This window comes from Paenibacillus xylanexedens (assembly GCF_001908275.1).
GTDB classification, from domain to species: Bacteria; Bacillota; Bacilli; order Paenibacillales; family Paenibacillaceae; genus Paenibacillus; species Paenibacillus xylanexedens_A.
On sequence record NZ_CP018620.1, the window covers coordinates 3941108 to 3956575 of the forward strand.

The window sequence follows — 15468 nt, forward strand, 5'->3', positions numbered from 1 at the left end:
AATAAAAGCGTTCAGCTCATCGAATGAGCGGACGCTTTTTCTATTACATTTTACATCAGTATTGATAGTGCACTGTAAATTAACAACATACCCATAACGATATTAACAGGACGCTCGTATTTTAATAGAAAGCTCTGGAATAACATGCCACCGAACGCCCAGGTCATATTGGCACTAATGCCGATGAAGGTGAGCAGCAAGGAAAATACAATTAAATGAACATGGGACTGCCCAAGAGGCAGAACAAACACGGATATGGCAGTAAGCCCATACAGAATGACTTTGGGATTGATGAATTGCAGGGTGAACCCAAATAGAAATGAATAATGATTGACCTTGTTTTCTTGCGAATCTGCAGGTTTACTTCGCATAATTTTGAGAGCCAGATAGAGCATGTACACACACCCTAACACGTTTAAGACGGGTTTGATCCTAGGAATATATTGATGAAGAATAAGGTTGAAATAACTGGACAGAAACATAATTAGCAGGCAGCCGGCTGCAACTCCACTAATAAACGGAAGGGTCTTGCGGAACCCCTGATTTCTGGCATGCGTCATGGAAATGATGTTGTTGGGTCCGGGTGTAAATGAAGCGATGATTGCATAGGTCACTAAAGGTATAATGTTCATGGTTCCTCCACGTTTTCTTAGTTGTGTGATATAATGACCTCAAATGTACGTTATAACGTACGGTCTTTATCATTGTACAACATGTACGTTATATAGCACAACAAAATTATGAAATGAGGAGGATGGATTTTTGAAAAACATTAATAGTATTCTTGCTCAGAACCTGAAACAGCTTAGGGAACAAAGAAAACTCAGTCTGGACAAGGTCGCCGAAATGTCTGGTATTAGCAAGACCATGCTTGGTCAGATTGAACGTGGTGAATCCAATCCATCCATTGCAACCGTATGGAAGATTGCTAATGGCCTGAAAACTTCCTTTACTGCTTTAATTCACGAGCCGAAGTCAGATACAACCGTTGTAACGGGGGATGATATTCAAGTATTGATGGAGGATGAGGGAAGGGTTCGGATTTATCCGCATTTTCCTTTTGAAGAAGGACGCCGCTTTGAAATGTACATGATGGAAATGGACCCTAAGTCTGAGTTGAATGCTGAACCGCATATCGAAGGTACGGAAGAATTTATTACGGTCTTTGAAGGGGAAGTTACGATTCGGGTAGGGACGGAGGAATATGCAGTGAACCAAGGGGAGTCAATCCGTTTCCGAGCAGACAGGCCCCATGCCTATATTAATCATGGAGCTTCGGCTATCAAGTTAAGCATGGTCATACATTATTTGAAGTGAAAATAAAGCAGCCTGATGTAACAAACTGCAACACCGCTGTTAGTCGTCTCTAACAGATGGGTGCAGTTTATTACGTTGGCTGCTTTATAGGTTTGTTCGCTATGGAGTCCAACGCCTATGATAGGACTCTAACTTATGGTTTTTCTTTGGCCTGACGCTGTATTTCCTTGGCTGTTAATGCTTTATCATACACTTTTACATTATCCAAGCTGCCTTTGTAGAACGGATCAGCCGTATAACGACTCTTGCCCACATAAGCTTCCGTTACCTGCAGATTTTTCGGGTTAAAAGTAATCTCAGAGCTGCTTGCAACCGATGTACCATTCACATACAGAGTGCCTACATCACCCTGAAGGGTTACAGCGACATGAACCCACTCTTTGGAAGGCAGTGGATTTGCTGCAATCAGGCTCTGATCCCGTCCCTCATTATGAATGGTGAATTGTAGCGCTCCATTATGCTGGGAGGGAGTAAGGAACATATGCCTCGTCAAGCCATTTCCAAAGTCGAAAATACGTTGCCAGGACCCGCCGCCGTCCCAATTGACCCAAGCACTAAATGTGAAATCCGTTGTATCTGTAACGAGTCCAGGTAACTGAATATAACTGTCGGTTCCATTAAATGTGGCAGCCTGATTTTTGCCACTTGCAGCAGAACTTACCACTTTAAAGGCTTGTCCGTGATATTCGTTTTTGCTGTAATCCTGTGCGACTTTGCCAAGTTTCTTGTGTTCAAAAGTATACTCCCCGAGCAATGGGCTTACCGCTTGCTGTGGAATGATAACGTTAAACGTTTTGGAGCTTACCGCAGTTCCTTTACGAATCGTTGCGATTAATTTCACTTTGGCATCGCCCTTACCAGCGCGTGGTCGCTGTACTACACCTGTAGTGGATAGAACCGAAGCATTGGAGCTTTTCCACGTAATGTCTGCATCACTTGTTCCCTTGGTAGGCAGAGACAGATTAAAGAACACGTGATCCGTATTGCTAATGCTCAGATCCTTTTTCACCGCATCTACAATGTCTTGATCACTTCGTTCAACACCTTGACTTCCCCAGATGGCTATCCCGGAGGAGGAGAGGGCGCTAAAGGTCAGAACCGTACTTTGAGATTCCGAATTCCATTCATGTGTGAAAACGCCTTTGTACACAACGTTATTCGAAGTGATCTGAACCTTGTTGTCTGCACCAAGACTCCATGTTCCTGTCACGGCACCATGAATCTGCCCATCTGCTGTGAACTGTGCGGTCTGGGATGGCTTGATGTCCGCCGTGATGTCCTTACCATGATTCACCCATTGGTACTGACCAGCGATCTCCTGAGTTGTCAGTTGCGTTGTATCTTCTCCCAAGGCCGCATAGCGATACGGAGAAACAACGGGCCAACCATCTGCATTCATATGCATCTCGTGTACGCGAACTTCATGCTCTTCGCCACGCCCTGGAAAGCGAGTATGGAAGATGAGAAATTGTTTGCCAGTCTCCGGATCAACATAAGCAGAGTTGTGTCCTGGCGATACATACCCGCTACCTAGGCCTGTGCCCGGATCACCGATCTGTCTCTCAAACAGGAAGTTCCCCATTAATTTGACTCCAAAAGGCTCGATAGAACGATCGTCAAATAACGGTTTATCCTTGTCCGCTTTAACGTTGATCATATCGTTTCCTTCCGCATCGAGGAAAGGTCCATCCGGTGTTTGGGAGCGAGCAACACGAATGTTGTATCCTCCATCAGCACCTAGTCCACCGTAAGACAGGTACAGATAATAATAATCGGTTTCGGGACTGTAGAGCATATAAGGTGCTTCAATACGACTATGATTGCCTCCGGTCAGCTTTTTGCCATAACCTTGATTTGGTAGTGGTTTACCTGTCGTTGCATCCATCTCCAGAATGAAAATCCCTCCGGAATACGAGCCATACACCATCCATAACTTGCCGTTTTTATCATAAAAGACATCCGGATCGACCACATTGGGATGAATCGTTGCATCGTAAATGGTACCATCCTCACTAATCTGATCCCACATGCCGGATTTCAACAGAATGCCTTGATCCTTATAAGGGCCTTCGATATTGTCTGCGACAGCAATGCCGAGCGCTGATCGCGGAGAGTCCCCTTTACAAGCATTGTAGTACATATAAAATTTGCCATCCGCCAATTGAATGACATCTGCCGCCCATAACGTATCCGTCTGCGCCCACTCTAACGCTTCAGCGAATTCCTTGGTTACATTGGGGACAACAGGATTGTTATCTGTAACGCCGGAGGCGACCAGATCCCAGTTCAAAAAGTCTTTGGACTTAGCTACTTGCAGGTGTGAACCAAAAATATAAAACGTATCATCCACCTTAATGACAGAAGGGTCATGAACGGAAACATTTTTAAATGTTGGAGCAGAATTAGCGATAGGTTTGGTGGAACTCTGCGAGTTACCCACGGTTGCCCCTGAACCATTTGCGAACACCGAGACCGGTGCCAAAGTTGTTGCAGTAAGTAAAGTGGTGCTTAGTACAGAAATGTTAAGTACGCGAACCCAATAACGTTTCATACGTTTCCCCTTTCCTATTCCCGGAATGAAAAATCAACCGATACTTGGCAACACACGATAAAAGGTTCGGCAGACCTCCTTTGAGTATTTCATTATATCAAGCGCTTTCATTTGTTATATTATCAATTGATTTATATGTTTGTAAACCATAAATGTAATGTTTATAACAGTAAAATGAAAAATAAATAAGAGACGGAAAGAGCCGATAAAGGTCATTACATTCAAATAAACCAGTTGTCTTTCTCAAATTTAGGATTGAAATGGGGATCGATGATGCGATATTATTACGTTTAAGAAATGTGTTTAACTATTTATCAATCATTTTATATTAATGCGAATCAAAAGCGTGAACTGACAATTCCCAACTACATAGGAGGTAAGAACATGAGCACATATCAAAATCAATTAATCGCACTATACACGTTCGAAGATGCCGTTCAAATCGGGAAGGACAGCTCCGGTAAGGGACATGATGGTATAGCCAAAGGCGAGATCCCGCCTGCGATATTCGAGTTGAAAGGCAGAACGGCGGTGACTTTCAACGGGGGAGCGAATGGAACTTCTTATCTACAATTACCGTCGAATTTGCTTCAGAATGTAAGCGATAACACTGGAGTTACTATTGCCACTTGGGTATTTCTCGGCAAAGGGTCCAATGTGTGGGAACGTATTTTTGACTTTGGCAAAGGCGAGAAGGGGCCGTATATGTTTCTGACGCGTCAGCTTCTGGGTACGTTATATGCCGGCGATAATCTGGTTGTACACCCAAGTCGAGGAGTTTCAAGTGGAGAATGGTTGCATATTGCACTCTCCGTGGCAGGCAGCCAAGGGGGAACGTTGAGCAGTGCGGGTCCGATTGTGTATGTGAATGGGGAGAAGGCCGCAGACGGTTCAATCAGTCAGACGTCGAGTGGCAATTATGCCAAATTGCGCGAATGGTTTGATTCGTTCACCGATCCTGAGAATTATAGCCAGAATTATATTGGACGTTCCCAGTATGCAGCGGATGTGGATTTTGCAGGTTCGTTATCCGACTTTCGGATCTATGGGGCAGCGCTCACCATGGATGAAGTCATTGAAGTGATGTGTGAGTCACTGACAGATGAAGCGATTGTGAAGCTTGCGGCGGACAAGTACTTGTCCTTCCCCAACCGAATCATCACCAAGGATGTATCATTACCCGCAGACTTGCTGGGTGGTAAAGTGTCTGTTGAATGGAGTTCCAGTGCTCCAGAAGTTCTGTCTGAGAACGGAGAAGTTCAGGCAATCACATCGGCACAGGAGGTTACGCTCCGTGCGCTTCTGAACAGAGGTGACCGTAAGCTGAGCCAAAGCTTTGACGTGTCTGTTGTGCCAGCCCATCTCCCGCCTTATACGGTCACCATCCATGGAGATCAGAAGGTGGCGGACATCAGTGAAGTCATGTATGGGCTTTTCTACGAGGATATTAACAACGCGGCAGATGGCGGAATCTATGCAGAGCTTGTTCAGAATCGATCATTTGAGTCTTTTGCATTCGATACGTACTCGCATGACTCTGGAGAATGTGGTTGTTCGACAGGTCGAAATCGTGAACCTTTGTTTGCCTGGTCAGGCGACACCGAGAAAATGCTCGTGCAGCATACGGATGGACTGAACGTTCACTTTAATGTGGAAGACCCTGAAGTAAATGCTTATTATGTCACGGTTCAGGATGGGGCAACGATTCGAAATCGTGGATTCTCAGACTCCAACCAGCATTGTGCCATGTCCATCAAGCAGGGTGAATCATATGACTTTACCGTATGGGCAAAAGCAGAATTGACAGGAACGATCACTGTTCAATTGCAGGATGGAAGTGACACATCCATCAGTGATTCGGTAACACTGCATGTTGAAGGTGGGAACACATGGAAGAAATACGGTTTGTCTCTAACCGGAACGGAGACTGTACTTGGTCAACTGGCACTTACGTTTGCAGGTGACATCTCTATCGATATGGTGTCCTTAGTCCCTCAGAATGTGTGGGGAGCTGATCCGACAGAAGAGGGAATATCGGCTACAGCACATGCCAACTACACAGGTAATCCGAACTATCGATTGAGAAAAGATCTAATCCAGGCACTCGCAGATCTGCATCCGAAGTTCTTGCGTTTTCCGGGAGGATGTATCTCGGAGGGATCTTTTATCTGGGATAACGTATATGACTGGAAGGATTCTGTGGGTCCGGTTGAGCTCCGCAAAGAAAATTATAATGTTTGGGGTTACATGATGACGATGGGGCTTGGTTATATGGAGTACTTCCAACTGGCGGAAGATCTGAATGCTTCTCCAGTTCCAGTCATGGCTTGCGGTGTGTTATGTCAGGCACGATCGGATTATGCTCACCCTGCGGGCGGTGCTTTAAGGGATTATTATATCCGCAACTTTACAGATCTGATTGACTTTGCGCTCAGTACAGACTTTGAACACAACGAATGGGCGGCGGTACGAAGCCGGATGGGACACCCTGAACCGTTTGATCTTCGTTATCTCGGCGTAGGCAATGAGAACTGGGGCACTGAATTTTTTGCCAACTTCGAAGTATTCAAACGTTCAATAGATGAGTACATGAAACAGAACTATCCTAATCATGAGCTGCACATTATCTCGACGGTTGGTGCTCAGGCAGATGATGATGCGTACCAGGAAGGATGGAAATTCCTCAGCGGGAACCTCTCCGGGTCAGCTCAGGTTGCTTTTGCAGATGGTGCTGAGGTGATTGAGGAGACGGTAACCTGGTATGAAAACCAGGACAATTATATGGACACCATTGCAGATGAGCACTACTACCGCTCCAATGAATATTTGCTGAATAACGCGGATCGATACAACTACTATGACCGGGCTTATCTTGAAGACGGAAGTATCGATTGGAAAGAAACATCCAAAGTATTTGTTGGAGAATATGCTTCCACGGACAAAAACACGCTGGCAGGAGCGGTCGCAGAAGCTGCGATCATGACTGGATTTGAAAATAATGCAGACGTTGTTCGTTTGGCTGCCTATGCGCCATTGTTCAACAAAGTACTAACGGACGGTACTTACCGCTGGACGCCAGACTGCATCTGGTTTGATGATGAAACCGTGTGGTATACACCGAATTATTATGTACAGCAACTTTTTGCAAAATATGTAGGGGATCAGGTGCTTGAAACTTCATTCTCCACCTTTAGCAAAGGCAAACCGCTGAATCTCATTCCTCGTGGAGGCATCGAGATTGCAACAGGTCATGCAGATATCGTGGTGAAACGAGTCACGGTGACGTCCAATGTGGATGGAACGATACTGCTAGATGAAGATTTCAGGGAACGTACAGAGCCTAGTGACGCATGGAGACAGATTCCTGGGTCGGAAGGATATACGTTAATCAAAGGGAAAGGACTCATTTTGAAGGCACAATCAAGTGGATTGAATGGATTGTATCTGCTGAATGACGAATGGACCAACTACAAAGTTCACGTTGAGGCTGAAAGAATTTCAGGTGAAGATGGTTTTTACATCGGTGTGGGACTGACAGATATCTCGCCCGAGAACAAGGATGTCATTGAGTACGCAATTAGTTACGGGGGAAGTGCCACAGCGGTGAAGGTGTACAAACAAGGGATTGAGGGTTACACCTTGGGAGACTATTCATCCAGTTCCGCAGCAGGCAACCTGAGAGCGGCCAACTATGAACCACTCGAGAATGGGACCGATTATACGATCACGGTTAACTATGGTGGGGATACAGGAAAGAATCTGATCTGCTCTTATACAGACGGTTGCAACACCAGCAAGGTTCTGGATTACAAGCTGGAAGCTTACAACCGGGAAGTATTCCACTCCGTTACGAAGGACGCACGGCATGTGTTTGTGAAACTGGTGAATGCAGATGGTGTGGATAAATCAACCCGGATTTGCCTTCAGGATCTAAAGGTTGATACTACAGCCAGACTGATCACGCTTACTGGAGAAGATCATTTGGTGCATATTCCAAATGTGAATCAGAAGAATGATGAGAAAGTGGTTCCCCAAGAACAGGAGATTACACTGTCCGATACATCGGTGGTGGTTAACTTAACGGCTCATTCAGTGAATGTATTAGTTATGGATATTCTGAATTAAATTCATATCGTGAACAAGAGACCGCGGATATCGCGGTTTTTTGGCGTTCGAAATCTGTCCATTGATGATCAAAGAACGAAAAAATGGTGCTCTCCTAAAGGAAGGCACCATTTCTTTGGGTCTGATTATCTGCGTTTTAATAACAGAACGCCACTGATTGCTGACGTTTTATGGCGGTAGACCACTTTGAATCCAATATCATTGTCCAGCAAACAGTTCAGTGCATTGATTAGCCGTGCACCGGGAACCAGTGTGAATGTACATGGAGACGTATTGCCAATCACACGTACACTTTGGATTCTGCGCGCAGAACCAGGGACGAGCGGATTTCTTGACCAATAGATTAATACCAGATCCGGTTGCGGAACAGCATTGACACGAGCCATACTAATCATCTCTTTTCTATTAGATTCTTTATAGTAAATGACAATGTGATGTAGAAGGTGCTAGACAAAAGACGTCATGAGCAATAAATGGGGTTAACACCTTCCATTTATATCTAGTGCCTGTGGAATTCACATCAATTCATAGGTATAACAGATACTCATAAATGCATTTTCAATCCCATACATATATTCTGGAGGTGATTGGGATGAGCAAGGAACCTATGGATGAGAACAAAAAGATTGAGCAAAGAAATACCTTTCTACGGGATAATAACGGCAAAGAGATGTCTTCCAACGAAGGGGTTAAAATATCAGATGACAGCAACTCGCTAAAAGCGGGGGATCGCGGACCCACGCTGCTTGAAGATTTTCTGATGCGTGAGAAACTGTCTCACTTTGATCGGGAACGCATCCCGGAGAGAGTTGTGCATGCCCGCGGATATGGAGCTTACGGTGAATTTGAGTTATATGAATCACTTGAAGAGTTAACGATGGCTCATTTTCTTCAGAATCCAGATGTGAAAACACCGCTGTTTGTTCGTTTTTCCGAAGTTGCCGGTTCCAAAGGGGTTAACGAGACGAATCGGGATGTACGTGGGTTCGCCGTGAAGTTTTATACCGAGGAAGGCAATTTTGACTTGGTTGGCAACAATATACCTGTTTTTTTCATTCAGGACGGGGTTAAGTTCCCGGATTTGATTCATGCGGTGAAGCCGGAACCTAACAATGAAATTCCACAGGGCTCTACTGCACACGACACATTCTGGGATTTCATTGCGAATAACCAAGAGTCGGCTGCTATGGTCATGTGGATTATGTCGGATCGCACGATACCACGAAGTTTTCGAATGATGCAGGGATTTGGAGTACATACCTTCCGACTGGTGAACAAAGAAGGCAAATCCAGGTTCGTGAAATTTCATTGGAGACCCATACTTGGTATGCATTCTTTTGTGTGGGATGAAGCTCAAAAGCTGGGAGATGCAGATCCGGACTTTCATCGCAGAGATCTGTGGGAGAACATCAATGCGGGCAATTTTGCGGAGTTTGAACTCGGAATACAAGTTTTGGAGGAAGCAGATGAATTCAAGTTTGATTTTGATATTTTGGATGCAACAAAATTATGGCCTGAAGAAGACATTCCAGTGCGAATCATTGGCAAAATGACGATTAACCGCAATGTCGAAAATGTATTTGCTGAAACGGAACAGGTTGCTTTCCATCCAGGGAACATCGTACGTGGCATTGACTTTAGCAATGATCCGTTGCTTCAAGGGCGACTGTTTTCGTACACGGATACTCAATTGGCGAGGGTGGGCACGAATTATCAGGAACTGCCGATCAATCGTCCGATATGCCCTGTACATAACAACCAGAGAGATGGAGCCTCTCGCTATACCATTGATCAGGGGAGAGTCGCCTATCATGACAATTCGCTTGCCAATAACTCACCTTATACTGTGCCGGGAACAAAAGGGGGATTTGTGACATATCCTTCCCCAGTGCAAGGTCTTAAAGAACGGAAAACGGCACCCAGCTTCCTGGATCATTTCTCGCAAGCACGTCTCTTCTGGAACAGCATGTCAGGCTTGGAGAGAAGCCATATTATTCAAGCACTCACGTTTGAACTTGGGAAGGTAAAGGATGTTTCCATTCGTCAGCAGGTTGTCAATATGTTAGGTCATATCAGCACAGAGCTGGCGACCATTCTGGCCGTGGAACTCGGAGTCAATGTACCTAACGTCCCTGAATCTCCAGTGACAAAGTCGTCACCTGCGCTCAGCATGGCAAATACGGTGTTTTCTCCCAAGACATTGCGTGTCGGAGTGATTGTTGGGGAAGGATTCGATGGCCCGAGCACACAATACATTTTGGAAGAGTTTAAGGGAGCGGGACTTCAACCGGTCATTGTACATGAAAGACAGGGTGTGGTGCGTGGAACAGGGAATGTGGAACTCAAGGTGGACGACAGCTTTTTGACCGGCTCGCCCTTGGTATATGATGGTCTGTTCATTGTTGCAGGACAGCAGGAGAACGATTATGTTCAGAAATACACCCGATCCTATGCGATCGAAACGTACAATCATTTCAAACCAATCGGTGCTACACCGACGGGTGCAGCAGTGATCCAGCCTGTCGGCATTATAGGCAAACCTGGCGTCATTGTGGAACAGCAGCCTGCGGCGTTTGCAGAGCAATTTATTCAAGCGATGACCCAGCAGCGCTTTTGGGATCGGACATAGCCACGTGGGATAAACTGGACATGGGAAGTTCATGCGTCTAAACTAGATAGACCAGACACACTAAGAAGGGATGCGCCGATCCAAACCATGTTGCAGAAATTCGGGTTTACACAATATGAAAGTCAGGTATACGAGGCTATATTCGCGCAGGATGAACCGCTTGATGCCACATCGATTGTAAATTACTCCAACGTTCCCAAAGCCAAGATCTATGAAGTACTTAATCGCCTGATCGACAAGGGAACAGTGCTGACAACGATGGATGGGAAGAAAAAACTATATATGGCTGTGGATCTTCAGTCTATTATTCATAAGATCAAGGCTGATTTTGAGAAAGATATTGAGGAATTGAAGAGATACAAAATCAAACGTACATTCACCGATGAACATATCTGGACGTTAAAAGATGAGTCGTCCATCGCGTCGAATATAGAACAGCTTATCGAAGAAGCAGATTCATCAATTCTTTTTCTGGCCTGGAATGAGCGAATGGAGAAATATCGTGAACTGCTGGAGCAGAAGGAAAAGCAGGGCGTGTACGTTGAAGTGCTTGCCGTTGGGGGAATGGAGACATCCTTAAACCGGATATACTCGTTGATTCCATTGCTTGATGCGCCGGAACCTTCACAGCTGCTTATTGTGGATCATGCATATCTGTTGTTTGCCGGTGTGGAGCATGATTCATGGCGAGCGATCAAGACGATGTCCAAACCGATTGTCAAAGCGATGACTGATTATTTCTACCATGATGTTGCCCTTACTCAAATTACCAAAAAATACGGTGATCAACTGTTACAGGATGCTGAAATCGAGAAACTGCTCACCAGATTAATCTATTAAAACTATTCTCTTGGAGGATAGTTTTTTTGTGATATCTTTGTTTGAAAAAAATCATGAAAATAACTATTGAAACTTTCATTCTTATAGGTTACTATCGTAGTTGTAACTTTTGAGGAGGATTCAAAAATGAACAAGAAAGTATATGTGCTTGCTATCGCAGCATTTGTGGTCGGAACCGTTGAACTGATTTTGGGCGGAATTCTGGACCTGATTGCTACGGATCTTCATCTTTCCCTGGCGAAAGCCGGGTATTTAATCTCTATTTTCTCACTTGTCTATGCGTTGTCAGCGCCGATTTTATTAAATATGACGGCCAGATTCGAGCGAAAAAAGGTATATATGTGTACGCTGTTTGTATTTCTGATTAGTAATCTGATCTCCGCATTTAGTTCCAGCTTTTATATGCTGATGGCGGGCAGAGCACTCGGAGCCGCCACGGGATCACTTATTTTTGTGCTCTCCCTGACCCTTGCAGCTCGCATTGTGGAACCACAGTATAAAGGACGCGCCGTGGGGATCATTACCATGGGAGGTAGTGCATCACTTATCCTGGGTGTACCTCTTGGAATCTTTGTAGGTAACCTGGCAGGCTGGCGTGAGGTGTTTATGTTGATCGCTATTCTCACAGCAGTGGTCATGGTAGCCATCTGGATTGCGATGGATCGTGTGCAGCCTATTCCTGCTGTATCCCTGAAGAAACAGCTTACGGCTCTGTGGAATCCAAAAATGTTGGCAATCCATGCTACGACTTTGCTTGTGCTTGCAGGTCATTTGACTTTATATGCGTATTTCACACCATTTCTGCAAGAAACGCTGGGTGCCAGCGCCACGATGGTTACCTTTATCTATATGATGTTTGGGATCGCCGCTGTTGCAGGTGGAGGCATCGGAGGCATGTTGTCCGATCGTCTGCATCCTGCTAAAGCCATTATCATTGTGCTGATTCCCTTTATCGTGAGTATGGCTGTCATTCCGTTCAGTGTGGGATTGCCTTTGATCGCCTTCTTGCTGTTGTTAAGCATCTGGAGTGCGCTGAGCTGGACCGTTACGCCTGTACAGAATAGTCTCATTATCAAAACTTCGCCGGAAACAGCCGAAACGCTAATCAGCACGAATTCAGGTATTGCCCATGCAGGTATTGCACTGGGTACCTATATCGGCGGCATGGTGATCGATCACTCATCGATTCTGAATACTGGATGGGTTGGTTCTGTTCTGATTCTGCTTGGTTTGGTGTCTGCCATCTATGCCATTAGCGTTAAGGAAAAAACCGTTCAGGCGGTTGCTTAGAATAAAAAAATTAGACAAAAGCTTGAACCTCTGCATTCCCATAGTCTAATGGGTGTAGAGGTTTTTTATTGTTGATACGCTAGAGTATGCGTCAGTAGAATGAACTATTTTCATATCGAGCAAAACTTGCTTTATTCATACTAATCTATATAATTAAAAGAGTTTTAAAAAGTATTTTTAGAGAGATTGAGCTTTAATTTATTTTAGATAGAAGATGGGAAGTGCTTACGAAATGATGACTGAAAAAGAAAAATCTCAATTAGGGCTCTTGTATAATGCCAATTATGATCAAGAGTTAATTGAAGAGCGTTTACATGCCAAAGGGCTTTGTTACGATTATAACCAGCTCCATCCAGCCAAGATCAATGAAAGAGAAGCGTTAATTAAGAAACTGCTGGGGAAAACGACGGATCGTTTCCTGATTGAACAGCCATTTGTATGTGATTACGGCTATAATATTGAAATTGGTGAGAACTTCTATAGCAATCATAATATTGTCATGCTGGATGGAGGAAAAATCAGTTTTGGAGATAATGTTTTTGTTGCTCCCAATTGTGGATTTTATACAGCAGGCCACCCTTATGATGTTGAGCAGCGCAATGAAGGTCTGGAGATCGTTGGGCCCATCACGGTGGGCAATAATGTGTGGATCGGTGGCGGTGTGACCGTTCTTGCCGGTGTGACGATTGGAGATAATACGATCATCGGCGCAGGGAGCGTAGTGACCAAGAGTATACCGTCTGGTGTGATTGCTGCGGGTAATCCTTGCAGGGTCATTCGCAAGATAACAGAAGAAGACAAAACAAAGTACAGCAGGGATGTAGTGAAGAACATCTAGTGAAGAATAAATAGTGAACAACGTGATAGTCGCTAATGAGAATGCCCGATGTGTATCATCGGTGTTTCTTTTTGAAAATAAAAATAAAATCCCCCAGACAGAAAACATGCTAGGTATCGTATGACCGACACTTTTTCATGTGAAATGTCTGAGGGATAGAAGAATGTATCTGTTACATTTGCTTAAAGATCCTTAACGCTGCAAACTTTTCCCGTTACTGCTGATCACTTCTTTGTACCAATGGAAGGATTTCTTGCGATAACGTTCGAGTGTTCCTGATCCATCGTCATGACGATCCACATAGATATAACCATAACGTTTTTTCAACTGGGCAGAAGACGCACTGACCACATCAATACAACCCCATGATGTATAACCCATAATTTCAACGCCATCTTCAATGGCTTCGCCAACCTGAACCAGATGATCATTCAGATACTGGATTCGGTAATCGTCTTCGACTGTTTTCTCGCCGTCCGCACCCGTAATCAACTCATCGACAGCGCCAAGACCGTTCTCTACAATAAACAGTGGTTTTTGATAACGGTCATAGAACATGTTAAGCACATAACGCAATCCTTGCGGGTCAATCTGCCATCCCCATTCACTTGCTGGCAGATAAGGGTTAGGTACACCCCCAAGCAGATTACCTTCACCTGCGATTTGTTTCTCCGGGTCTGCTGTCTGACAGATACTCATGTAATAACTGAAAGAGATAAAGTCTACCGTATTCAGCAACATTTCCTCGTCGCCAGCTTCCATCTGAATCTCGATTCCATTTTCACGGAAGTAACGTTTCATATAACCAGGGTAGCGACCTCTTACGTGTACATCGCCGAAGAAATAGTTGCTATGTTCGAATTCCATGACTTTGATCATATCGTCTGGATTTGGTGTCAGCGGATAGGTAGGCATACTGAGCATCATACAACCAATCTGTGCCGTAGGAATGATCTCATGACAGAGCTTCACAGCGGAAGCACTGGCCACAAACTCATGATGGATCGCTTGATAGAGATCTTGCTTGCTAAGCTTCTCCTTCGGCGTATAGATGCCACCACTCATAAAGGGTGCTTCAAGAATCGAATTGATTTCGTTAAAAGTAAGCCAGTATTTTACTTTGTTTTTATAACGTTTAAATACGGCAGTTACATAACGCTCATAGAATCCAACCATTTTTCGGTTAACCCAGCCGTCGTATTCTTTGGACAAGTGAAGAGGAGTCTCATAGTGGGATAGCGTAACCAGTGGTTCGATCCCGTATTTGTGACACTCGTCAAACAGATCGTCGTAGAATTGCAATCCTTCTTCATTTGGTTCCAGCTCGTCCCCTTTTGGGAAAATCCGGGACCAGGCGATGGAAGTACGGAATACCTTGAAGCCCATCTCGGCAAACAGTTTCACATCTTCCTTGTAGCGATGATACAGATCGATACCAATCAGTTTCATGTTATCTTCGTTTGGTTCTTCCGTGATTGGACCCATGATGCCTTTGGGAGCTACATCCTGTGTAGATAATCCTTTGCCGCCTTGATTGTATGCACCTTCAGCCTGGTTGGCTGCAATTGCACCACCCCACAGGAAATTTTCCGGGAATTGATAAGTATGATTTTGAGAGTTGCTCATGTGTATCGCTCCATTCATCCAAAATTGATTGTTGCCAGATTAACAATTATATTACATAAAAAAGCTTAAACGTTGTAACGGGTTACACGTCAAGTTTTACTTTTGACCCAGATTTGATGCATACTATTATTCTAAATAAGTTCAACTAAAATTTACACGAAAACGGAGAGGACAGAAATAACCAGAAGAAGCGAAGCGGTCGCCTTTATCCCCGGATTTTCCCGTTTAGATATGGGAATCAAAAAATCTGGG

The 15468-nt window shown here is 44.6% G+C and carries 10 protein-coding genes; 6 read left to right on the forward strand and 4 right to left on the reverse strand.

Features of this window, described 5'->3' with window-relative positions; translation table 11 throughout:
- Positions 1–50: 50 nt before the first annotated feature.
- Complete coding sequence (locus BS614_RS17545; protein WP_074094908.1) at positions 51–632, reverse strand: LysE family transporter; 582 nt, start codon at positions 630–632, stop codon at positions 51–53.
- A 130-nt stretch (positions 633–762) separates the two neighbouring features.
- On the opposite strand from BS614_RS17545, the gene BS614_RS17550 reads away from it, so the two are divergent.
- Complete coding sequence (locus BS614_RS17550) at positions 763–1317, forward strand: helix-turn-helix domain-containing protein (protein ID WP_074094909.1); 555 nt, start codon at positions 763–765, stop codon at positions 1315–1317.
- 133 nt (positions 1318–1450) lie between these two features.
- Here the strand turns inward: BS614_RS17550 and abnB are convergent, their stop codons facing one another.
- Complete coding sequence (gene abnB, locus BS614_RS17555) at positions 1451–3868, reverse strand: arabinan endo-1,5-alpha-L-arabinosidase AbnB (protein ID WP_074094910.1); 2418 nt, start codon at positions 3866–3868, stop codon at positions 1451–1453.
- 384 nt (positions 3869–4252) lie between these two features.
- Here abnB and BS614_RS17560 point away from each other — a divergent pair, with 384 nt between their 5' ends.
- A complete protein-coding gene (locus BS614_RS17560) occupies positions 4253–7993 on the forward strand; it encodes an alpha-L-arabinofuranosidase C-terminal domain-containing protein (RefSeq protein ID WP_074094911.1) in 3741 nt (1246 codons plus the stop codon).
- Positions 7994–8118: 125 nt separating this feature from the next.
- On the opposite strand, the gene BS614_RS17565 is transcribed toward BS614_RS17560, so the two are convergent.
- Complete coding sequence (locus BS614_RS17565) at positions 8119–8379, reverse strand: hypothetical protein (protein ID WP_074094912.1); 261 nt, start codon at positions 8377–8379, stop codon at positions 8119–8121.
- A gap of 206 nt (positions 8380–8585) precedes the next feature.
- On the opposite strand from BS614_RS17565, the gene BS614_RS17570 reads away from it, so the two are divergent.
- The 4 genes from BS614_RS17570 (at position 8586) to BS614_RS17585 (ending at position 13590) form a co-directional block, all read left to right on the forward strand.
- Positions 8586–10622 carry a catalase gene (locus tag BS614_RS17570; RefSeq protein WP_425320257.1) on the forward strand — a complete coding sequence of 679 codons (2037 nt, stop codon included), beginning with the start codon at positions 8586–8588 and terminating at the stop codon, positions 10620–10622.
- Between the two features lie 87 nt (positions 10623–10709).
- Positions 10710–11462 carry a TrmB family transcriptional regulator gene (locus BS614_RS17575; RefSeq protein WP_074094913.1) on the forward strand — a complete coding sequence of 251 codons (753 nt, stop codon included), beginning with the start codon at positions 10710–10712 and terminating at the stop codon, positions 11460–11462.
- Between the two features lie 126 nt (positions 11463–11588).
- The gene (locus BS614_RS17580) at positions 11589–12752 is read left to right on the forward strand and encodes an MFS transporter (protein ID WP_036608348.1); all 1164 of its coding nucleotides are present in this window, start codon (positions 11589–11591) and stop codon (positions 12750–12752) included.
- Between the two features lie 235 nt (positions 12753–12987).
- Positions 12988–13590: a sugar O-acetyltransferase gene (locus BS614_RS17585; protein WP_157116311.1), complete on the forward strand. Its 603-nt coding sequence runs from the start codon at positions 12988–12990 to the stop codon at positions 13588–13590.
- Positions 13591–13782: 192 nt separating this feature from the next.
- Here BS614_RS17585 and BS614_RS17590 read toward each other — a convergent pair whose 3' ends face one another.
- Complete coding sequence (locus tag BS614_RS17590; protein ID WP_074094915.1) at positions 13783–15216, reverse strand: glycoside hydrolase family 1 protein; 1434 nt, start codon at positions 15214–15216, stop codon at positions 13783–13785.
- Positions 15217–15468 lie beyond the last annotated feature (252 nt).